At 65.5% G+C, this 22,882-nt stretch carries 14 protein-coding genes and 1 pseudogene; 3 read left to right on the top strand and 12 right to left on the bottom strand.

Annotated features, from left to right (window positions below; all coding sequences use genetic code 11):
* Positions 1 to 125 precede the first annotated feature (125 nt).
* The 7 genes from hutG to hutH form a co-directional block, all read right to left on the bottom strand.
* Positions 126 to 938, bottom strand: a complete 813-nt coding sequence (gene hutG / locus BN2476_RS34620) for an N-formylglutamate deformylase (protein WP_087738699.1) — start codon at positions 936 to 938, stop codon at positions 126 to 128.
* A 55-nt stretch (positions 939 to 993) separates the two neighbouring features.
* Positions 994 to 2,394, bottom strand: a complete 1,401-nt coding sequence (locus BN2476_RS34615) for a formimidoylglutamate deiminase (RefSeq protein WP_087738698.1) — start codon at positions 2,392 to 2,394, stop codon at positions 994 to 996.
* Positions 2,395 to 2,499: 105 nt separating this feature from the next.
* Positions 2,500 to 3,717, bottom strand: a complete 1,218-nt coding sequence (gene hutI / locus BN2476_RS34610; RefSeq protein ID WP_087738697.1) for an imidazolonepropionase — start codon at positions 3,715 to 3,717, stop codon at positions 2,500 to 2,502.
* A gap of 57 nt (positions 3,718 to 3,774) precedes the next feature.
* Positions 3,775 to 4,401, bottom strand: coding sequence for a HutD/Ves family protein (locus BN2476_RS34605; protein WP_087738696.1), 627 nt, complete (start codon positions 4,399 to 4,401; stop codon positions 3,775 to 3,777).
* 2 nt (positions 4,402 to 4,403) lie between these two features.
* Positions 4,404 to 6,092, bottom strand: a complete 1,689-nt coding sequence (hutU, locus tag BN2476_RS34600; RefSeq protein ID WP_087738695.1) for a urocanate hydratase — start codon at positions 6,090 to 6,092, stop codon at positions 4,404 to 4,406.
* An 82-nt stretch (positions 6,093 to 6,174) separates the two neighbouring features.
* Complete coding sequence (gene hutC, locus BN2476_RS34595) at positions 6,175 to 6,870, bottom strand: histidine utilization transcriptional repressor HutC (protein ID WP_087738694.1); 696 nt, start codon at positions 6,868 to 6,870, stop codon at positions 6,175 to 6,177.
* A 38-nt stretch (positions 6,871 to 6,908) separates the two neighbouring features.
* On the bottom strand, positions 6,909 to 8,432 hold the full coding sequence (gene hutH / locus BN2476_RS34590) for a histidine ammonia-lyase (protein ID WP_087738693.1): 1,524 nt from the start codon (positions 8,430 to 8,432) through the stop codon (positions 6,909 to 6,911).
* Between the two features lie 389 nt (positions 8,433 to 8,821).
* Between hutH and BN2476_RS34585 the strand changes: the two genes are divergently transcribed.
* Together BN2476_RS34585 and BN2476_RS34580 are read left to right on the top strand one after the other, a co-directional pair.
* The gene (locus BN2476_RS34585; RefSeq protein WP_087738721.1) at positions 8,822 to 9,727 is read left to right on the top strand and encodes an NAD-dependent epimerase/dehydratase family protein; all 906 of its coding nucleotides are present in this window, start codon (positions 8,822 to 8,824) and stop codon (positions 9,725 to 9,727) included.
* 132 nt (positions 9,728 to 9,859) lie between these two features.
* Entirely contained in the window at positions 9,860 to 10,042 is a 183-nt protein-coding gene (locus BN2476_RS34580; protein WP_087738692.1) for a hypothetical protein, read from the top strand.
* 40 nt (positions 10,043 to 10,082) lie between these two features.
* On the opposite strand, the gene BN2476_RS34575 is transcribed toward BN2476_RS34580, so the two are convergent.
* The 5 genes from BN2476_RS34575 to BN2476_RS34555 all read right to left on the bottom strand — a co-directional run bounded on the left by BN2476_RS34575 (position 10,083) and on the right by BN2476_RS34555 (position 21,977).
* Positions 10,083 to 10,856 carry a DUF899 domain-containing protein gene (locus tag BN2476_RS34575; protein WP_087738720.1) on the bottom strand — a complete coding sequence of 258 codons (774 nt, stop codon included), beginning with the start codon at positions 10,854 to 10,856 and terminating at the stop codon, positions 10,083 to 10,085.
* A gap of 73 nt (positions 10,857 to 10,929) precedes the next feature.
* The gene (locus tag BN2476_RS34570) at positions 10,930 to 11,358 is read right to left on the bottom strand and encodes an SRPBCC family protein (RefSeq protein ID WP_087738691.1); all 429 of its coding nucleotides are present in this window, start codon (positions 11,356 to 11,358) and stop codon (positions 10,930 to 10,932) included.
* Positions 11,265 to 11,687 carry an ArsR/SmtB family transcription factor gene (locus BN2476_RS34565; protein WP_087738690.1) on the bottom strand — a complete coding sequence of 141 codons (423 nt, stop codon included), beginning with the start codon at positions 11,685 to 11,687 and terminating at the stop codon, positions 11,265 to 11,267. The genes BN2476_RS34570 and BN2476_RS34565 overlap by 94 nt, the downstream gene beginning before the upstream one ends.
* Before the next feature lie 41 nt (positions 11,688 to 11,728).
* A complete protein-coding gene (locus BN2476_RS34560; protein ID WP_087738689.1) occupies positions 11,729 to 20,335 on the bottom strand; it encodes an autotransporter-associated beta strand repeat-containing protein in 8,607 nt (2,868 codons plus the stop codon).
* 247 nt (positions 20,336 to 20,582) lie between these two features.
* A complete protein-coding gene (locus BN2476_RS34555; RefSeq protein WP_087738719.1) occupies positions 20,583 to 21,977 on the bottom strand; it encodes an NCS2 family permease in 1,395 nt (464 codons plus the stop codon).
* Between the two features lie 601 nt (positions 21,978 to 22,578).
* Between BN2476_RS34555 and BN2476_RS34550 the strand changes: the two are divergent.
* Positions 22,579 to 22,882, top strand: a pseudogene (locus BN2476_RS34550) (PRC-barrel domain containing protein); the annotation flags it as partial.

The raw sequence follows: 22,882 nt of genomic DNA, 5'->3' as shown, positions 1-22,882 counted from the left end.
GACAACAGTGGCGCGCACCGGACGCGCGCACCTCATTCAGCAATTGACTGCCGGAAGCAAGCGGCGTTCCGCACGATGAAGACACCGCTACATGGATTTCACCGTGTGGCGGGCAAAAAGGAGGATCAGGCGGCCACGACGCGTTCGAGCGCCGTCTTCACGAGCGTTTCGAGCAGCGGCTCGACCTTCGCGGCAAGCACTTCGCCGTACGCGTACGGCATCTGCTCCTGCATGTACGTGATCTGCGACAGTTCGAGCTGGATGGCGTGCACGTTCTGCGCGGGCTGTCCGTAGTGTCGCGTGATATAGCCGCCCTTGAAGCGGCCGTTTGCAACGGCCGTATAGCCGCCATGCCCGTTGACGATATTCGCCAGCGTTTCGGCGAGCCCTTCGACCGCGCTCGCGCCGTTCGACGTACCGAAGTTGAAATCGGGCAGCCGCCCGTCGAAGAAGCGCGGCACTTGCGAGCGGATCGAGTGCGCTTCCCACAGCAGCACGTTGCCGTGCTTTGCCTTCAGCGCGGCCAGTTCGCCCTGCAAGGCCTCGTGATACGGCTTCCAGTACGCGTCGCGGCGGCGCGCGGCTTCCGCATCGTCGGGCAGATGGCCGTCGCGATAGAGCGGCTCCTTGTCGAACGTATCGACGGGCAACAGGCCCGTCGTGTCCTGCCCCGGATAGAGGTTCGCGCCATCGGGCGGACGGTTCAGATCGATTACGTAGCGCGCATAGATGGGCGTGAGAATCGACGCGCCCATGCGTTTCGCAAACGCATACAGGCGGTCGAGATGCCAGTCGCAATCGTCGGTGCGTGCGGCGACGGGGCTCATCGTCGCGGCGATGTCGTCGGGAATACGCGTGCCCAGATGCGGGATCGAGATCAGCATCGGCAGGCTTCCCCGATGCAGCGAGAAGACAGGCAAGTTGTGCGTCGCGGTCATGTCGTCAGTGCTTCTCAAAGTGGATTCGGACCGGCGAGAGCGCCGGCGGCTGGCTTCATTTCAGCAGATCGGAAAGCGCTGCGCGATATTGCGCATACGCGCGCGCTTCGTCGCGATGCTTGCGGTCTTCGACGACCTTCGCGCCGCCCGCGTACACATCGCGGATGGGCGTCTCTCCGTGCTCGCAGAATACGACACCCGACAGCCACGCGTCGCTCGCATGCTCCGCGATGCTCGCATGATTCGCATCGAGCACGATGAAATCGGCGCGCGCGCCTGCCCGCAACGCGCCGACCGCGCGGCCCGTCGCGAGCGCGCCGCCTTCCAGCGACGCAGCGAACAGGCGGTCGGCGACACGCGGCATGTCCGCCGATGCGAGCACGTTGCGCTGCCGTTTCGACAGGCGCTGGCCGTATTCGAGCAGCCGCAGTTCCGCGCGCCAGTCGACGCCGATATGGCTGTCGCTGCCGATTCCGATGCGTCCGTTCTGAGCGAGATAATCGTGCGCGGGAAAGATGCCGTCGCCGAGATTCGCTTCCGTCGTCAGGCACAGGCCCGCGACGGCTCCGCTCTTCGCGAGCGCGGCGGTTTCGTCGGCGTCGATATGGGTCGCGTGCACGAGACACCAGCGCGCATCGACGTCGAAACGATCGAGCAGCCATTGCACGGGCCGCGCGCCTTCCGTTGCGAAGCACGCGTCCACTTCCGCTGTCTGCTCGGCGATATGGATATGCACGGGCGCGCCCGGCGACATCGCATCGAGGCCATCGAGCAGCGTGCGCAGCGTATCGTTCGACACCGCGCGCAGCGAATGCGGCGCGACGCCGTAGCGCAGCGCGCCATGCTCGCGGCGCGCGCCGCGCAGCGTATCCAGCAGCGCAAGCAGGCTCTCCGGCGTGTTGATGAAGCGGCGCTGGTCGTCGCGCGGCGGCTGCGCGCCGAAGCCCGCATACTGATAGAGCACGGGCAGCATCGTGATGCCGATGCCGCTCTCGCCTGCCGCATCGACGACGCGTTGCGCCAGTTCCGCCGCGTTCGCATAACGCCTGCCGTCCTGCATGTGGTGCACGTAATGGAACTCGCAGACGGACGTGTAGCCCGCCTTCAGCATTTCGATGTAGAGCCATTGCGCAATCGACGCGAGCCCTTCCGGCGTGATGCGCGCGGCGAAGCGATACATCAGGTCGCGCCAGCTCCAGAAGTTGTCGGTGGCGCCTTGGCACGCGGCCCGGTATTCGGTGAGGCCCGCCATCGCGCGCTGAAACGCGTGCGAATGAAGATTCGGCATGCCGGGCAAGACGGGGCCGCTCGCGCGCGCGATGCCTGCGGGCGCTTGCGTGTCGGGCGTGACGGAAAGCAGCGCGCCGTGCGCGTCCCATTGCAGCAGCACATTGTGGCGCCAGCCTTCGGGCAGGAACGCGTGATCGGCGAAAAGCGATTGAGTGGCTTGAGTCATGTCGTGTCGGAATCTCGTTGCGTTGGCGTGCGTGTGATCGCGTGTCCGTGCGTGCGTCTGCGCGTATGCGTGTTTCCGTGCCTGTGCACGCGCTCCCGCGCGCGATCAGCCGCGTCGCGTATAAACCGTCTCGCCGCCGCGCACGACCCGCTCGCACAGCGGACGCCCGATCCAGTACGCGAGCTCCGCAAGCGATTGCACCGACCACACCGCGAAGTCGGCGGCACGCCCGACCGCGAGCGCGCCATGCCTATCCGCTTTGCCGAGCGCCTGCGCCGCATGGCGCGTCACGCCTTGCAGCACTTCAGGGACGGTCATCCGGAAGAGCGTCGTCGCCATGTTCATCATCAGCAGCAGCGAGGTCGCGGGCGACGTGCCCGGATTGCTGTCGGTCGAAATCGCAATCGGCACTTCGTAGCGGCGCAGCAGGTCGAGCGGCGGCAACTGCGTTTCGCGGATGAAGTAGAACGCGCCCGGCAGCAGCACGGCGACGGTGCCCGCTTCCTTCATCGCGGCGACGCCCGCTTCGTCGAGAAACTCCAGATGATCCGCCGACAGCGCGCGATGACGCGCGGCGAGCGCCGTGCCGCCGCTGTTCGACAGTTGCTCCGCGTGCATCTTGACGGGCAATCCGCGCCGCGCCGCGGCGTTGAACACGCGCTCGCTCTGTTCGAGCGAAAAGCCGATACGCTCGCAGAACACGTCGACGGCATCGACGAGTCCTTCGTCGGCAAGCGCGGGCAGCATGTGCTCGCACACTTCATCGATGTAGTCGTCCGCGCGGCCCGCGAATTCCGGCGGCAACGCATGCGCGCCGAGAAACGTCGTGTAGACGGTCACGGGATAACGCTCGCCCAGTTGCCGCGCGACGCGCAGCATCTTGCGCTCGGATTGCAGATCGAGCCCGTAGCCGGATTTGATTTCGATGGCCGTCACGCCTTCGGCGAGCATCGGTTCGAGCCGCGCCGCCGATTGACTGAAGAGCGATGCCTCGTCGGCGGCACGCGTCGCGCGCACCGTCGACACAATGCCGCCGCCCTGCTTCGCGATTTCCTCGTAGCTCACGCCCGCGAGACGCTGCGCGAATTCGTCGGCGCGCTGGCCGCCGTATACGAGATGCGTATGGCAATCGACGAGCCCCGGCGTCACCCACGCGCCGCCCAGGTCTTCGCGCGGCCACGCTGTGTACTGCGGAGGCAATTCGCGCGCCGCGCCGAGCCATGCGATGCGGCCGTTCTCGACGGCGATCGCGGCATCGTCGATCGTTTCGTTGGGGTTGCCCTGCGCGCAGAGCTTGAGATGGTTCCAGACGATTGGCTTCATTGCGGATGTCGTCGAAGGCAGTCTGTTGAGGGCAGGCCCATTGCGTTCAAAGCAGGTTCAGGCTCGCGACTTGTCCGTATAGCGAATGCTGACGGCGAGCAACGCGCCCTTGCCTTTTACCTCGCATCGCAATGCGCGTGCGTTGTCGATGCGCAAGGTGTCGTTGGCCGTGAGCGTGGCTGCTTTCATCTCGTCGCCGAGCGCGACATCGAGCGCCCCTTGTGCGCAGAACAGCAGCACGGCGTCGGCATCGAGCTGCGCGCGCGCTTCGTCGCGCCAGATCGCGACTTCGCCCGTCGCCGCACCACGCCGCACCATCAGGTTGAAGTCGCGCGTCGGGCCGTCGACGAGACGCGCGTCGATGGCCGTCTCGCCTTTGAAGCGTGCGATATCGAGCGGCTCGCGCAGCGCGTGCATCACTCGTTGCCCTTCGTCCGCTTCGTCGAGCATCATGCCCGCGCCCGACAGCAGCACGAGCGTCCGGTCGATGCCCGCGAAGCGCGAGAACGGACCGGCCGCGCCGACATCGGCGACGCTCACGCGCCACACGAACGCATCGAGCGCCGCGCCCGCGGGATAAGCCGCGACTTCGCGCGTGACGCCGCCGCCGTTCTTCCACGGCGACGCCACGAGATCCGCGCCGCGGATCAGCGACACGCTTGCGGCCGATGACGTCGCGCTCACGATCAGCGGCCCAGCATCGGCAGCTTGAGGCCGGCTTCGCGCGCCGTCTTCTGCGCGAGTTCGTAGCCAGCGTCCGCGTGACGCATCACGCCCGTCGCCGGGTCGTTGAACAGCACGCGGCCGAGGCGCTCATGCGCGGCGTCCGAGCCATCGGCGACGATCACGACGCCCGCATGCTGGGAAAAGCCCATGCCGACGCCGCCGCCATGATGCAGCGATACCCACGACGCGCCGCCCGCCGTGTTCAGCAGCGCGTTGAGCAGCGGCCAGTCGCTGACGGCATCCGAGCCGTCCTTCATCGCTTCCGTTTCGCGGTTCGGGCTCGCCACCGATCCCGTATCGAGGTGATCGCGGCCGATCACGATCGGCGCCTTCAGCTCGCCCTTCTTGACCATTTCGTTGAACGCCTGGCCGAGACGATAGCGATCCTTCACGCCGACCCAGCAGATACGCGCCGGCAAGCCCTGGAACGCGATGCGCTCGCGCGCCATGTCGAGCCAGTTGTGCAGGTGCGGATCATCGGGGATCAGTTCCTTGACCTTCGCGTCCGTCTTGTAGATGTCCTCGGGATCGCCCGACAGCGCGACCCAGCGGAACGGTCCCTTGCCTTCGCAGAACAAAGGACGGATATACGCGGGCACGAAGCCGGGGAAATCGAACGCGTTCTGCACGCCCATTTCGAGCGCCATCTGACGGATGTTGTTGCCGTAGTCGAGCGTAGCCGCGCCGCGTTGCTGCAGCGTGAGCATCGCTTGAACCTGCTTCGCCATCGACTGCTTCGCGGGCGTCACGATGCTCTGCGGGTCCGTCTTCTGACGCTCGCGCCAGTCTTCGATCGTCCAGCCTTGCGGCAGATAGCCGTGAATCGGGTCGTGCGCGCTCGTCTGGTCCGTCACGCAGTCGGGCGTGATGTTGCGCTTGACGAGTTCCGCGAACACATCGGCAGCATTGCCGAGCAGGCCGATCGAAACGGGCGAGCCCGTTTTCTTCGCTTCGTCGATCATCGCGAGCGCTTCGTCGAGCGTCTTCGCCTTTTTATCGACGTAGCGCGTCTTGAGGCGGAAGTCGATGCGCGTCTCGTCGCATTCGACGGCGATCATCGAGAAGCCCGCCATCGTCGCCGCGAGCGGCTGCGCGCCGCCCATGCCGCCGAGACCGCCCGTCAAGATCCAGCGGCCCTTCGGATTGCCGTCGAAGTGCTGGTTAGCCACTGAGAAGAACGTCTCGTACGTGCCCTGCACGATGCCCTGGCTGCCGATATAGATCCAGCTGCCCGCCGTCATCTGGCCGTACATCATCAGGCCCTTGCGGTCGAGTTCGTGGAAGTGGTCCCAGTTTGCCCAGTGCGGGACGAGGTTCGAATTCGCGAGCAGCACGCGCGGCGCGTCGGCGTGCGTGCGGAACACGCCGACAGGCTTGCCCGATTGCACCAGCAGCGTCTCGTTCTCTTCGAGGTTCTTCAGCGATGCAAGAATCTGGTCGAAGCAATCCCAGTTGCGCGCCGCACGGCCGATGCCGCCGTACACGACGAGCGCATGCGGATGCTCGGCCACTTCCGGGTCCAGGTTGTTCTGGATCATCCGGTACGCGGCTTCCGCGATCCAGGTCTTGCAGGTTTTCTCGCTGCCGCGCGGCGCGCGGATCGTGCGAGTCGGGTCGAGACGCGGGTCGATGTGTTTCGGGTTGTTCATGTTGCCCTCGGAAGCGCTAGTAACAGTGATGACTGAGGTGATAACTGAGCGAATGGATCGAACGAAAACGAAATCAGCAGTGTCAGAAGTGGCCGGTGAACCGGTAACGGTTGCCCGGATGCCAGAGGTTCGCAATGGATGCGACCACACTCTGCGACCACGTGCGACGATGCAGCACGAGGCACGGCTCGACGTCGTCCATCGTCAGAAGCCGGCGCGTGTCGGCGTCCGGCGCCGATGCTTCGATGCGGTACTCGACGCGCTGCAGCGGCGCGACGCGCACGAGGTACTGATTCGGCGTCGTGTTCGTGAAGTCCTGCAATGCGTATTCGGGCGCGACGGCGGGATTGACCCAGCGTTCTTCGAGTTGCACCGGCTCGTCGTTCTCGAAATGCAGCACGCGCGAGTGAAAGATCGGGCTGCCCGCGCTCACCTGCATTTCAGCGGCAAGCTCTTCGTCGGCGATCGCAGCGCCCACGAGCAGCACGTTCGCGTGATAGCGATGGCCGCGCGCGACGATCTCGTCGGAGATGCTGCGGATCGCCACCAGCGTCGACTCGTACTTCGGCCGCGCGACGAACGTGCCCGAGCCCTGAACGCGCGTGAGCACCTGCTCGGCCGTCAATTCGCGCAGCGCGCGGTTGACCGTCATGCGCGCGACGTTGAACTCGCGCGCAAGCTCGTTCTCCGATGGAACCTGATGCCCTTCGCTCCATTCGCCCGCGTGGATGCGGGCGAGGATGAAGTCCTTGATTCCCTGATAGGCGGGTGCGTTCATGCTGGGCTTCTCTCTCGCTCTGCCGCTGTGCAAGTGGTCTAGCGTTGCTCGGAGACGAACGAGAACGGGCTGTGCGCCGCGATCGTGCCGTCCTGCACGAGCTTCGTGATCGCCGCGATATCCGGCGCGAAGTAATGGTCGAGCTCGTAATGCGCGACGTGCGCACGCACCGTGTCCATCACCTTTTGCAGCGCAGGGCTCGTCTTGTGCGGCGCGCGCAGATCGACGCCCTGCGCGGCGGCGAGCAACTCGATCGACAGGATGTTCGCGGTGTTGTCGGCGATGTCGGCGAGCTTGCGCGCGGCGAAGGTCGCCATCGACACGTGATCCTCCTGGTTCGCCGACGTGGGCAGCGAATCGACGGATGCCGGGTGAGCCAGCGTCTTGTTCTCCGATGCGAGCGCGGCGGCAGTGACGTGCGCGATCATGAAGCCCGAGTTCACGCCGCCATCCTTGACGAGGAACGGCGGCAGGCCCGACAGCGTCGCGTCGATCAGCAGCGCGATGCGGCGCTCGGCGAGCGCGCCGATTTCCGATGCGGCGAGCGCGAGATTGTCGGCGGCGAACGCGACGGGCTCGGCGTGGAAGTTGCCGCCCGACAGCACTTCGCCCGTGTCCGGGAAGATCAGCGGGTTGTCGGACACCGCGTTTGCTTCGACGAGCAGCACTTGCGCGGCGGCACGCATCTGGTCGAGGCACGCGCCCATCACCTGCGGCTGGCAGCGCAGGCTGTACGGGTCCTGCACCTTGCCGCAATCGCGATGCGACAGATTGATCGCGGAACCGTCGAGCAGCGCGCGGTACGAAGCTGCCGCATCCATCTGGCCTTGATGGCCGCGCAGTTCATGGATGCGCGCGTCGAACGGCTTGACGGAGCCGGCCGCCGCATCGACGGACAGCGCGCCCGCCACGAGGCCGGTGCGGTACAGGTCTTCGATCGCGAACATGTTGTAGAGCGCGAGCGCCGTCGATGCCTGGGTGCCGTTCAGCAGCGCGAGGCCTTCCTTCGCTTGCAGCGTCAGCGGCTTGAGGCCGACGAGACGCAGGCCTTCCGTCGCCGGCAAGCGCTCGCCCTTCACGAACACTTCGCCGACGCCGAGCAGCACGGCCGACATATGCGCGAGCGGCGCGAGGTCGCCCGATGCGCCGACCGAACCCTTCACGGGGATCACGGGCAGCACGTCGGCGTTGAACAGCTTGATCAACGCGTCCATCACTTCGCGGCGAATGCCCGAGTGGCCGCGGCCGAGGCTCGACAACTTGAGCGCCATCAGCAGACGCACGACGGGCAGCGACATCGGCTCGCCGATGCCGACGGCATGCGACAGCACCAGATTGCGCTGCAGCAGTTCGAGCTGATCGTGCGGGATATGCGTGCTCGCGAGGCGGCCAAAGCCCGTGTTGATGCCGTACGCCGGCTCGCCCTTGGCGGCGATGTCCGCGACGGCTTGAGCGCAGGCGTCGATGGCGGCGAAGCTCGCGGGATCGAGTTGCAACGTTACCTGTTCGTGCGCGATCTGGCGCAGTTGGGGCAGAGTCAGGGAGCCTGGCGTGAGAATCATGGTGTGAGTTCCTGTCTATACAATTTCGAGAAGTGTATCGGCGACAGCTTGTATATACAACTCAAATTTTGCGAATTCGGGTAAGGGCTTTCCATTAGATCGAACAAGGCGTTCTGGCATGGATCTCGCAGTTTTCGCAGTCTCGCTGGCGATCGGGCAATTCGCGCCCTGGTTCACGTGCCTCGTCGAGCCGCGTCGATAACTTGTATATACACGTGTGATTTACGCGTTGGCAAGCGGACAAAAAGCGGCCGCGCCAGCCGACGTCCGCCACGCGGCCGCATTCTTGATTTCGAGTCAAGATTGATTTGAGACCCGCGCGCTTTTTGCAAGAACCTTGCGCCGCCATACTGACGCCGTCCCAAGTCTTTTCTCGCAAGGAGAACGTTTTGAACATCTTCGTGACAGGCGCAAGCGGCTATATCGGCGGATCGATTGCGGCGGGGCTCGTGCGCGCGGGCCATCGCGTGACGGGCCTGATCCGCAACCCGGAACACGCGGCCGAACTGAAACGCCTAGGCATCGAGCCCGTGACAGGCACGCTCGACGACCGCACTCTGCTGACCGCGCAAGCCCAAGCCGCCAACGCCGTCATCAACGCGGCGAGCAGCGACCATCGCGGCGCAGTCGTTGCGCTGATCGACGGACTCGCGGGCTCCGGCAAGCCGCTTCTGCATACGAGCGGATCGAGCATCGTCGGCGATGCGTCGGGCGGCGAACGCGGCGACGCGAAGATCTACACGGAAGATGCGCTGCCCGAGCCGACGGCCGACAAGGCGCCGCGCGTCGAGATCGACCGGCTCGTGCTCGATGCAGCGCAGCGCGGCATCCGTTCGTCGGTGCTGTGCAATACGCTGATCTATGGACACGGCGCGGTCAAAGGCAGTGCGAGCGTGCAGTTGCCGCGTCTCGTGCGTCAGGCGCAAAAGAGCGGCGTCGTGCGGCATGTCGGCAGCGGCGGCAACATCTGGTCGAACGTGTTCATCGACGACGTCGTCGAGCTGTATCGTCTCGCGCTCGACAAGAGCCCGGCGGGCACGTTCTATTTCGTCGAAAGCGGCGAAGCGTCGTTCCGCGACATGAGCACGGCTATCGCGAAGGCGCTGCATCTCGGTCCCGCGCAAGACTGGCCGCTCGAGCAGGCGATCGCCGAATGGGGCTACGAAATGGCGTCGTATGGACTCGGCTCGAATAGCCGCGTGCGCGGCACTCGCGCGCGTGACCTGCTCGGCTGGCAACCGACGCGCACATCGGTGATCGACTGGATCGGGAACGACATGATGAAAGACGCGTAGAAGCGCGCAAAACGTTGCCCAACGCACACGCTGCAAGTCCGGCTGTTGCTTATCCGTAAGCTCGCGCCGCTAGAATCCGTTCGATCAGGATCACGACGATTTTGATCTATCGGCACGAGCCCGGATCATTCAATGCTGCTTGCACTCAATTTCGACTGGCTGACGAATCTGCTCGCGATTCTCTTCGTGATCGCGTGCCTGTACGACTCGCGTTACGACGAATACGGCACGCTCACGCTCGCGTCAGGCGCGATGGGCCTCGTCGTGATGGCCATCGAAGTCTTTCTCAAGCCCGCGTTTGAAATGTCGCTGTAAACGCGGGCCCGATCCGAGTGTCCTGACTACTCGTGGGCGTTCACTTGTGCAGCGCGGAATGGCAGCACGCATCCGCCTCTTTCCCTTCAGCCAGCGATTTGCCCGTCACGCCGTCTTCATAGCGGTCGTGATGGCGCATCCAGCCCATCATCTTGTTCTCGTCTTCGTCGCGGCCCTTCGGCACGTAATCGAGCAGCGTATACGTGCTGATCAGCGGCTCGCCGCCGCGCGCATACGACGCGAACGTGCGGAAGATTTCGCCCTTGTCGTTCCTGTAGAACACGCTCATGCCGGGCAGTTCGTCGCACGCGTAGTCCTGTGTTTCGAAGTTGTAGAACACCTTGCCTTCGGCTTCCTGCTGCGTCGTGAACGACACGTTGAAGTCGTAATTGAAGTCGCTGCTGAACGACGACACCCACGGAAACCGCCACTCCATGCGCTCTTTGAATGCCTCGATTTTTTCGAGCGGCGCGCGCGAGATGGCCACATACGTCACGTCGCGATGCGCGAGATGCACGAGCGCGCCGTCGATATGATCGGACAGGAACGAACAGCCGGGACATCCCTGCTCCCAGTCGGGTCCAAGCATGAAGTGATACACAATCAACTGGCTGCGCCCCGCGAAAAGATCCGCGAGCGTCTTCTCGCCATCGGGCGTATCGAACGTATAGGTCTTGTCGACTTTCATCCATGGCAGTGCCTGGCGCTTTTTCGCAAGCGCATCGCGTGCGCGCGTGAACGCCTTTTCTTCGACGAGATGCGCGCGTTGCGCGGCAAGCCATTCTTCGCGTGAAACGATCTTGTGCTGTTCCATCAGTTCCTCCGGTTGCACGGCCTGTTCGCTCTGCATTCGCTCTGCGTTCGCTCCATGCAGGCGAGCGCGACCTTCACGAGAAATAGTGTTCGAGTCCGTCCAGCGCTTCCGTCCAGCCGCCCCGATGCGCATCGCGCGCGGCTTCGTCGAAGAACTGTTCGTGCTTCAGCGTCAGCCACGTCCCGTCGCCATCCGCCTTCAGCATGAATGTGACGATGGACTCACGTTCTGGCGTCGAGCGATACGCCCATGTGTAGACAAGCTTTTCGTTCATCGCGACTTCGCGAAAGACGCCGCTCACGTCGTGCTCTTCGCCATCGGGCGCGCGCATGATCATGTGAAAACGGCCGCCTGCCCTCAGTTCCATCTCGGCGTGAACGACGTTGCAGCCGCCGGGATGCAGCCACTTCACGATTTGCTGCGGGTCCGTCCACGCGCTGAAGACTTTCGCCGGGCGCGCGTTGATGTGTCGCTGGAGTGTGAGACTGGGGCGGTCGGGCATGACTGTTCCTCCACGTAGGCGGCCAGTTGATCGAGCGCTTCGGACCAGAACCGCTGATAGCGGCGCAGCCATTCCATCGCCTCCTCCATCGGCCCCGCCGACAGACGGCACGCGACCGTGCGGCCCGTCTTGGTCCGCGTGATGAGCCCCGCGTCCGACAGCACGTCGAGGTGCTTCATCACGGCGGGCAGCGACATCGAGAACGGTTCGGCGAGTTCGGAGACGGACAGATCCACGCTATCGGACAGGCGCGACAGCAGCGCGCGGCGCGTGGGGTCGGCCAGCGCCGCGAATGTGCGATCGAGTGTGCCGTCTTGAAACTTAACCATGAGGTTAAGTGTAGAGCACGAGGACGCCTTGTCAAGCGAACTTACCAGCTCAGGCGCACACCGGCATTGCCCTCGACGGTAGCCCGATGCGACGTGCCGAGATTGAACCAGTAGCCCGCAGTCGCGTAGACGCTGACCCGGTTATTCACGTGCGCCGATACGCCCACGCCCACATGTCCCTGGGTAGAGCCCGCGTTCGAGTCGATCGTCGTATGGTTCGCGAAAGTCGTCTGGTCGTGGCCGCCGAAATAGCGCAGCACATCGAGCCGAAGATACGGCTGCCACTGCATCCCGTGGCCCGAGAGCTGCCCCGCGAGCCGCACGCCGAGCCGGCCGATCAGTTCGTTCGCGCTGCTCCAGCTCACGCTCGACACGCCATCGTTCAGATCGTTGATGTGTGTGTGCTCGAACACGAGTTGCGCCTGCGGCTCGACGGTGAGGTTGTGCTGCAAGGCAATCGGCAGTCCGCCTTCCAGCGACGCGGTGAACGCGTTCGCGTGAGTGGACGTGTGATCTCCCGCGTTCGACTCGGGATTGATAGTCATCGTGCTGCCCATCAGCACGGTATCCGTGTACCAGCCACCCGGCCCGACGTGTGTCCAGTACGCTCCGGCGCTGTATGAGTCGATCGACAGGCTGCCCGCGGCAAAATCGGGTTGTGCGAGTGCGAAACCTTTGACGTCGCCACTCGCGCGAGCATAGCCGAGGAAGAAGCCATAGTGGTTTCGATGGCCGCTCGCGGTCGAATCGGCATACACGTCCTGCCCTGCCTGGGCTCCCATCACGGTGCCGCTGAACGACTGACTCACCGTGCCGTCGTGATCCTCGGACAGGTGATCGCCCCACAACCGTCCCCATGAGGCGGGCACGGTGCCCGTTTCGGTCAGCAGGTCCTGCGAGCCCATGCGGTCATGGAACGTGCCGATCTGCTGCACCATCAGTTCGCGTGCGAGCGACGGCACCTCCGCATAGACGGGCACCGCCGCGCGATAGATGGGAATTGGCGGCGCGGGTGGTGGCGGTGTGGGCGTGGCGGAGGGCAATTCGTTCGGCATCAACGCCGAGCGCAGATACCAGTTGTCTTCGGTGCCGGGGTGGATGCCGCCGCGAAACAACTGGTACGTGTATGCGCCAGCACTCGCAGGGCCCCCTGTGAATGCGCCTGGCGCCGTGGTCGCGCCGTTCGTCGCTTGCACGACCTGGATGCCATCCGACACGGTCTGGTCGCCGGCGCCGCCGACGTTGGTCACTTTCAGCATCGTCGAACCCGTCGCACTGCCGCCGCTGATCACGAGGCGGTCGGCCGGCGAATTGTCGGCGCCGAGCTTCGCGTTCAGCGCGACGGCGCCCTGCTGCCCGACGTAGTTGCCGGCCACCGTCAGCGTGTTTCCAACGCCTGGCCCACCGAGTTGCACAAGCCCTGCGTTGGCGAGGTTGCCGACGATGTTGAAGTTGCCCGTGCCGCCATCTGTTGCGCCTTGTGCGGCAGAGTGCGGCGTCGTCTGCGCATGCGCCGTCGCGCCGCCTGCCGCAGCTGCCGCGGCCACGTTGCCGGCTGCGTTGCCGAACGCCGGGATCGCGTCGGCAACCGCAATCGTGCCGAGGTTCATCACATTGCCCGTCACGCTGCCGTAGCCGCCCAGCGTAGCGCCTGCCCGTACGATCGTATTGCCACCGCCGCTCAGTGCAGCAGATGAATGGGCGGCATCGCCGACGGCGAGGGTGCCGGCATTGACCGTCGTCGTGCCGAGGTACGTGTTGTTCGCGTTGAGGATCGTCGTGCCCGAGCCTTGCTGGATGACACGGCCCGTGCCGAACACCGCGCCAGCGAGCGCAAACTGGTCCGAGCGGTCGAATGTCAACGTCGCGTTGTCGCGGATGTCGCCGGACACACTTCCGCTTGCGCCGCCATTACCCAGTTGCAGCGTGCCCGCGCTGACCGTCGTCCCGCCTACATAGGTGTTCGTGCCGGTGAGAATCGTGGTGCCCGCCCCCATCTTCGTGAGCGACCCGCTGCCGCCGATGTCGGTGGCCAGCGTGAATTGCGTGCCCGCCGCCGTATCGAACGTGCCGCCCAGATCGCCGAGCGTGGTAGCGCGCGATTCGCTGAAGCTCGCCGTGGTGCGCAGCGTGCCGCCGTTCAGGCTCAGCGCTCCCGCCGACGCGCCGAGGTTCGCATCGCCCGCGATCTGCAGGACGCCACCGTTGATGGCCGTGCCACCCGTATAGGTGTTGGCCGCGTTCAACACGAGTGTGCCGATGTCGCTCTTCACCAGGGACGCCGTGCCCGTCAACACGGAATCGATGGTCGCCGTGTAGGCCGCGCCGGCGCTGCTGCCGTCGCCGACCCGGATCACGGCTGCGCCCTGTGTCTGAGGCGTGCCGATCAACGTGATGGGCGCGCCCTTCACCACATAGCCGTCGCTTGCGAACTGCATGCCCGACACGTGGACGCTGCCGAGACTGTCATCGACGGTGACGGTGCCGGGCTTCGCCATGAAAACGGCAAACGACGCATCCGCGAACACGCCGTTCAGCGCACCCGACGGATTGCTCCAGTTGTTGTTGCCGTTGAAGTTCTGCCAAACGCCGTCGCCGCCATTGACGCTGGAGTCGTTCTTCGGCCCTGCCGCGCCGTCCCAGAAATTCAGCGCGAGCCCCGATGGATTGACGAGATTCACCTGCTTGTCGACCGATGTCTGCACGGTGAAGTCCGGCGAAGGGATCGCAGCGAGCGCGAGGCCGTTATTCGTGAGCGAGCCTGTGTAGCTGAATACGCGGTAGATGCCGGGATCGAACGTACCGCCTTCCGTCGTCTGCACGTTCAGCGTGCCCGCGAGCGTCAGGTTGCCCTTGACCACGGTGAGATCGTTGAGCGGACCGCCCACGACATTCGCCTGGCCGAAGCTGTACGACAGCAGCGCACCGCTGTTCAGGGTCAGGTTCCTGTTGATCGTCAGCGTTCCCGGCGCGACACCGACATCGCCCGGCGACAGCGTGCCGCCGCTGACGATAGCCACATCGCCGCCGATGGTGCCCGTGCCGCCCAGCGTGGCTCCGCCTGTCGCCGTCGTCGGCCCGGCGGCGCCGCTCTGGTCGCCGTCGATGAAGAGCGCGCCGCCCGTCACCAGGGTCGGGCCGCCATAGGCGTTGGCGCCGCTCAGCACCGTCGTGCCGCTGCCTTGCTGAACTACGGCGCCCGACCCGGAAATCGTGCCGACGAAGGGCATCAGGTCCGCGCGATTGAAGGTCAACGTGCCGTTGTCGAGCACGTCGCCCGTGATGCTGCCCGTCGCCCCGCCGTTGCCCAGTTGCAGCGTGCCGCCGCTGATGATTGTGCCGCCCGAGTACGTATTGAAGCCCGTCAGCACCGTCGTGCCCGTGCCTTGCTGCAGCAGCGCACCCGCGCCCGTGATGCGGCCGCCGAGCGGCAGCGTATCGGCGCGATCGACAGCGAGTATGCCTTCGTCAGTCACGTCACCGACGATGCTGCCGGACGTGCCGCCGTTGCCTAGCTGCAGCGTGCCCGCGCCGATCGTTGTGCCGCCGCCATACGTGTTGTCGCCGGTGAGCATGGTCGTGCCGGTGCCCAGCTGGTTCAGCGTGCCGCTTCCGCCGATCACGCCGGCGAAAGTCACCGTGTCGGCGCGCCTGAACGCCAGTGTGGCGTTGTCCGTGACATTGCCGGCGATCGAGCCGGACGTGCCGCCGTTGCCCAGTTGCAGCGTGCCGGCACTGATGGTCGTGCCACCGCTGTAGGTGTTGTCGGCGGTGAAGATCGTCGTGCCTGAGCCGAGCTGATTCACACTGCCGGTGCCCGAAATCAGTCCGCCGAATGTCGCGGCGTCGCTGCGATCGAATGCGAGCGTGCCGCTATCCGTCACATTGCCGATGACGCTGCCCGACGTGCCGCCATTGCCCAGTTGCAACGTGCCGCCGCTGATGGTCGTGCCGCCGCTGTAGGTGTTGTCGGCAGTGAAGATCGTCGTGCCCGAGCCGAGCTGATTCACACTGCCGGTGCCCGAAATCAGTCCGCCGAATGTTGCCGCGTCGCTGCGATCGAATGCGAGTGTGCCGTTATCCGTCACATTGCCGATGACGCTGCCCGACGTGCCGCCATTGCCGAGTTGAAGCGTGCCCGCGCCGATGATCGTCCCGCCCGAATACACATTGTCCTGCGCGAGCACGAGCGCACCGGCGCTGGTCTTGCTGAGCGCGCCCGTGCCGCCGACCGCCGCGTCGAGTTCGAGCGTCGTGCCCGCCGTGACGTCGAACGTGCCTCCGTTCGCGCCGAGGGTCGTCGCGCGCGCCGATGTCATGTCGGCCGTGGTGCGCAGCGTGCCGCTGTCGACGCTCAATGCCGTGCCGGGCGCGCCCAGGTTGTTGTCGGCGGCGATCTGCAGCACGCCGCCGTCGATTGCGGTCCCGCCTGTGTACGTGTTGGCGCCCTCGAGGATCAGCGTGCCGAGGTCGGTCTTGACGAGTTGCGAGGCCCCCGTCAGTTGCGCGTTGATGGTTGCCGTGTATCCGGCGCCTTGCGCCGTGCCGTCGCCAACGCGGATCACGGACGAAGCCGTCATGCCCACTCCTGTGCCCGTGCCCACCAGCGTGATCGCATCGGCGGGCGTATTGCCGTTGATCACATAGCCGTTGCTCGCGAACTGCATCCCGCTCGCCACGACGGGGCCATTGCCCGTCGACGTGCTGCTGTCGACGGTGACCGTGCCCGGCGTCGACATGAAGATTGCAAATGCCTGATTGGCCCACGGCGCGTTGAGGGTGCCGTTCTGGTCGGTCCAGTTGTCGTTGCCGCCGGGCGCGGCTGCGTTCCAGACGCCGCTGCCGCCGTCGACTGAACTATTGTTCTTCGGACCGGCGCCCCCGTCCCAATAGTTCAGCGTGACGCCCGTCGTGTTGATGAGATTGACCTCGTGGCTCACCGAGGTCTGCACGAAGAACGACCCCGCCGGCACGGTGCCGAGGCTCAGCGTGTTGCTGGTGAGCGTGCCGCCGTAGTTGATCACGCGGTACACGCCCGGATCGAAGCTTCCTCCCGGCGACAGCGTGACGTTCAGCGTGCCGCCGAGCGTCAGATTGCCGCCGACGTTGGTCAGGTCGTTGAACGCGCCGCCCACCGTGTTTGCGGCGCCGAAGCGGTAGTCCAGCGACGAGTTGCTGGCGAGCGACAGGTTGCCGTTGATGGTGAGCGTGCCCGGCGCCGTCGAACGGGTGCCTGGCGACAGCGTGCCGCCCGCGCTGCCGTTGCCGGCGATATTGACGCTTCCGCCGATCGTGCCAGCACCGCCCAGCGTGGCGGCGCCGACGGTCGTCGTGCCCGTCGCGAGACTCTGGTCGCCGTCGATGTAAAGCGCTCCCGCATTGACCGTGGTCGCGCCCGTATAGCTGTTGGCTGCGCTCAGATCCGTCGTGCCCGTGCCGCTTTGCGTGACGCTGCCGGTGCCTGAAATCGCGCCGCCGAAGCTGAAACTGTCGGAACGGTTGAACGTCAGGCTGCCGTTGTCCGTCACGTTGCCGACGATGCTGCCGCTCGCGCCGCCGTTGCCCAGTTGCAGCCCGCCCGCGCTGATCGTGGTGCCGCCAGTGTACGTGTTCGCGGCCGTGAGGACCGTGGTGCCGCTGCCCGTCTGCGCAAGCGCGCCCGCGCCGGAAACGATGCCGCCGAAGGTGAACGTATCGGCGCGGTTGAAGGCCAACGTGCCGTTGTCCGTCACATCGCCGGCGATGCTCCCTGTCGCTGTGCCTGCGCCCAGCTGAAGCGTGCCTGCTTCGATCGTGGTGCCGCCCGTGTAGGTGTTGTCGGCCGCGAGCGCGAGCGTGCCGCCGCCCGTCTTCACCAGGCCACCCGCGCCGCCGATCATGCCGGCAGCGGACACGCCGTCGCCCATCGCGAGCGTGGTTCCCGCATCGGTATCGAACGTGCCTCCGCCCGGCTCCAGCGTCGTATTGCGCAACGTGCCGAAGCTTTGCGTCGTGTGCAGCGCGCCGCCGTCGAGTCCCAGCGCGCCGCCCGAGGCACCGAGGTTGGCGTCCTGGCTCACCTGCAGCGTGCCGCCGTTGATCTGCGTACCGCCTGTGTATGTGTTCGCGCCGCTCAGCACCAGCGTGCCCAGATCGCTCTTGACGAGCGTGGCGCTGCCATGGACAGGCGCGGCGATGGTGGCCGTGTAGCCCGCGCCCGCACGCGTGCCGTCGCCGACGCGAATGACCGAGCCGGTGGCGGGCGTTGCGCCTCCCGTCAACGTCAACGGATTGCCGACGATGTTGTAGCCATCGACTCCGAACTGCATGCCTGCGGCCTGTACCGCGCCCAGACTCGTGTCGACAGTCACGGTGCCCGGCGCGCCCACGAAGATCGCGAATGCGCCATTGCTGTAAGGCGCATTGACGAGGCCGCTCTCGTTGGTCCAGTTGTCGTTGCCGAGCGAGCTCGTCCAGGTGCCGTTGCCGCCGTCGATGCTTCCGTTGTTCCTCTGCGCCGGGATCTGGCCGTCCCAGTAGTTCAACGTCAGGCCGCTCGTGTTGATCAGATTGACCTGATTGGGGATCGAGGTCTGAATGAAATAGTTGCCCGGTGTCGGCACGGTGCCCAGTGCGAGGCCGCCGCCCCCCAGTGCCCCCGCATAGCTGATGACGCGATAAAGGCCTGGCGAGAACGTTCCGCCCGGCGTCGCGACGACGTTCAATGTGCCGCCGAGGGTGAGATTGCCGCCCACGTCGGTCAGATCGTTCAGCGGGCCGCCGACCTGTCCGGCCTGGCCGAAGCTGTAGTTCAGCGTCGAGCTGCTGCCCAACGACAGATCGCCGCCGATCGTCAGCGTGCCCGGCGTGGCGTCGACATCGCCAGGCGACAGCGTGCCGCCGTTGCCGACCGCGACACTGCCGCCCAGCGCGCCCGCTCCGCCCAGCGTCGCGCCGCTCGCGACGGTTGCGGTGCCCGTGCCCGCCTGGTTGCCGTTCACGTAGAGAGCGCCCGCATCGACGTTGGTGACGCCGCCGTACGAGTTGCTCGCGGTGAGAATCGTCGTGCCGCTGCCGTTCTGGATGACGCCGCCGCTGCCGGAGATCGGATTGCCGAAGCCCACCTGATCGCTGCGGTTGAACGCGAGGATGCCGTTGTCCGTCACTGCGCCGCCGGGAAGGCTGCCTGTCGTGCCGCCATTGCCCAGTTGCAGCGTGCCGCCCGCGATCGTCGTGCTGCCCGCATATGTGCTCGTGTTTGTGAGCGCCAGCGTACCGGCACCGCCCTTGGTGAACGAACCTGCGCCCGCGACAGGCTGACCGAGCACGCTGCTCACGCCCGCATCGGTGATGATCGCGCCGTTGTTCGGCGTGACCGTGATCGCGCGCGACGGTGAAAGATTGAAGCTGCGCTGCAGTTCCAGCGCCCCGCCATCGAGCGTCACCGCACCGCTCGCGCCGCCCAGTCCGCTATCGGCACTGATCGCGATCGCGCCGCCCTGGATCAACGTGTTGCCCTGATATGTGTTGTTGCCCGATAGCGTCAGCACGCCCACACCCGTCTTGGTGACCGCGCCCGTGCCCTTGAGCAGGCCGGCGTAGGTGCCGTTGTCGGGCTGCGCGAACAGCACGAGGCCGTTGTCGGTAACGGTCGGCGGCAGGCTTTGCGCGCGCGCCTGAAGCGTGCCCGCGCCCTCGACCAGCACGGAGCCGTTGAAGCTGGCGTTATTGCCCGTCAGGGCCAGCGTGCCCTGCTGGACATCGACTGCGAGCGGCGTGCCCGCGTTGTTGCCGACCGTGCCCGACAGCGTCCACGTGCCCGCGCCCGTCTTGGTCAGCGTCTGGAAGTTGGAGATGTTGCCGGGCAGCGTATCGCTCGAGCCCGTGACGCCCGACAACGTGAGCGTATTGGTGCCGCCGCCGCCATCGAAGCTGCCCGTGATCACGGAGCCGGCTTCGAGCGTCAGCGAGTCGTTGCCGCTCGCAAACGACAGGCTGCCCTGCACGGTCGCTCCCGTGCGGTTGATGAAGTTCACATTGCCGTGACTCGAGTTGCCGATCACGTTGCCGAGCGTGCTACCCGCGGCGCCGCTGCCTGTCTGGATCGTGCCGTAGTTGTCGACTGTATTCGGCGTGCCGATGGTCCGGTCTTCGAACCATATAGCAGCCGAGTTGACGCCTGAAATCAGTCCGAAGTTGGTGATCGTGTTGCCTGTGCCGATCACGTTGATGGCTTCCGCGTTGCGAGCCGAGCCCGTCGACTTGACGGACGCGCCCGCGCCGACCGTCATGTTGCCGTTCGAACCGAACTCGACCGTATTGTTGCCGGCGCTCGAGAGGCCGGCGCCGCTGGTTGCCTTGTTCTGCACGAGCGCGCCCGCGCCGATGTTGATGGTCGTGTTGTCGCCGAGGCTGATCGCGTTGGCATTGCCCGTGACGATCTGCGCGCTCGGCGCGAGTGTCACGGTGGCGCCGGCCGGCGTGGCCGGTCCCTGCCCCACAGTACTGGTCCACGGAGACGGCGCGTTCGTGTTGCAGGTGGTGACGTTCGACGATGTCGCACAGGCCGCGGATGCCGCCGGACCATAGAGGCCGTTGACCAGTGCGAAGCCAATGAACGTGGCAAGCGGTTTGAGCGAAGACGCGAAAACCAGCCTGACGTCGTCCATTTAATCCTCCGCAACGTGGCCCCGGTTTCATCAGGTCGACACACTTCGCGCTCACGAAGGACATCGACCTGATCGGCCATACTGTCGTGTTTCCAATCGTGAAACCATGAGGATTATTAAACAATCGCCTTGTGCAAATAATCGGCGCGGTCGCTTGCAATGCCTGCGTGCTCTGGAGTCGCTACAAAAAAAAACGGGTGCTGCCCCGCAAAGGGCAACACCCGTATCGCCGCAACAATCCAAAGAATCAGATCGCCCAGCCGCCAAGATAGAACACGGCCAGCACGATAGCGATCGCCACTGTGCCCACGTTCAGCTTGCGCCATTCGCCGCTGACCACGCGGCCGATCACGAGCGTGCAGAAGCCCAGCATGATGCCCGTGACGATATTGGCCGTCAGCACGATGAACACGGCGCACACGAGGCCGGACATCGAATCGACCATATCGTCCATGTGCAGCTTGCTCACGCTGGAGAGCATCAGCAAGCCGACGTACATCAGCGCGGGCGCCGTCGCATACGAGGGCACGAGCGCGGCGAGCGGCGAGAAGAACATCACGACGAGGAACAGCAAGCCGACCACGGCAGCCGCCAGACCCGTCTTCGCGCCTGCCGCGACGCCCACCGTCGATTCGATGTACGCGGCAGCCGGCGCGCCGCCCATCAGGCCGGAGAAGATCGAGCTGAGCGAGTCGGCTGTCAGCGCGCGGCCACCGTTGATGATGCGGCCGTTCTCGTCGAGTTGGCCCGCCTGCCCTGCGACCGCGCGGATCGTCCCCGTCGCGTCGAACACGGCCGTCATCACGAGCGCGAGCACGCTAGGCAGCACGGCAAGCGACAACGCGCCCTTGATGTCCATCGCGCCGATCAGCGAAGCGTGCCCCGGCGTGCTCAGCGACGGCAATGCGAACACGCCATGGAACGCGACGGCGGGATCGATCAGCAGCGCAAGCGCCGAGATCGCGACGATCACGATCAGGATCGAGCCCGGCACGCGACGGCGCACGAGGCCGAAGATCGCAGCGAGGCCGCCCACCGACATCAGCACCGGCAGCGACGTGATATGGCCCAGCGACACAGGCAGCCCCGGCCCCGGATTCTTCACAACGAGGCCGACATCGTTGGCCGCGATCAGCAGCAGAAAGAGCCCGATGCCGATGCCCGTGCCATGCGCGACGCCAGCAGGCAGATTGCGCAGAATCCACGAGCGCACGCCCGTCACCGAAATCGCGGTGAAGACGAGCCCCATCAGGAACACGGCGCCGAGCGCGACGTTCGGATGCAAGCCCTTGCCGAGCACGAGGCCGAACGCGGTGAATGCCGTCAGCGAGATCGCGCAGCCGATCGCGATCGGCAGGCGCGCCCAGATGCCCATCAATAGCGAACCGAACGCCGTCGTCAGACACACGGCGACGAACACAGCACTCGTGTCGAAGCCCGCCTTGCCGAACATGCCCGGCACGACGAACACGGAATACACCATCGCGAGAAACGTCGTGATGCCTGCGATGATCTCCTGACGTCCCGTGCTGCCGCGCGCGGTGATGTCGAAAAAGCGGTCGATGAACGTCTGCCCGCCGCGGGTGCCTTCGAACACCTCGCTGCCGGCTTCCGCGATGCTCTGGGCCTGGGGTTCCATCATGATGAGTGCCTCCTTTATCAGCATGCTGAAACGGCGGCCGCTTCAGCGGCGGCGCCGTCATCAGGTTCGTCTCGTTGAGTAGTCGGTATGTGTTGCGCTTTCCCGGCCCTCGGCGCGCCCGTGGACGTCGTCCGTGATGCCGCGTGTCGCGCCGTTGTTCTTTTTGTGTTGAGGCGAAGGTTAGGCGAATCGCCTTATAAGTCCCATCGCGATAAAAAGATGCCGGGCATGTCGCGATCCTTATATCGTTTGAATCACGGCAACGCGCGCTCGCGACCCGCGTGTTAACACCTACTCGCTTCGCGCCGCCCGACAGGCGCGCAAGCCCTGCTGAAAGCGCTTTGAAGCCGATGTTGAATGCAGCCGGCGCGCTCGCGCGGCCACCGCATCGACAGCGCCGTTTGCGAAGCGGCGCCGTGCATTCCGCGCCCCGCAAGCGCAGACGAAACAAGGGCCGCGCGGCGTCACGGGTTAAACTCTCGGCAAACCACGCCTTTAATGCATTGCCGGCGAGGCTTTCGATGCCCGCATGAGTCTCTGGATCGTTTGTTTGCGACAGCACCTGCATCGGCCTGCCGCCCTGGCCACGGAGTCCCACTTGATGAACGGCGGTTTCCTACGTCCAGCCTTCCGTCTTTTGTTTTTGGCCGTTTTTGCGGCCTTCATCGCCATCCTGTCGGGGTGCAGCCTGTTCGGGCCCACCGAACAGCCGCCCGCGCCCATCAGCGAAGCGACGGTGACGCTGCTGAACGTCCCCGCGCCCGTCGCCGCATCCGAGCCTGAGCCCGAGCCCGTCGAAACCGTCGAGCCGAAGGAACCGAAGAAGCCGCGTCCCCCTGTCGTGCGTCCGCGCAAGCCGGAACCGCCGCCACCCGTCGTCGCGCCGCCGCCCCCGCCGCCGCCCC

This window comes from Paraburkholderia piptadeniae, assembly GCF_900007165.1.
GTDB lineage: Bacteria > Pseudomonadota > Gammaproteobacteria > Burkholderiales > Burkholderiaceae > Paraburkholderia > Paraburkholderia piptadeniae.
This window is presented reverse-complemented; position numbering and strand designations above follow the sequence as displayed.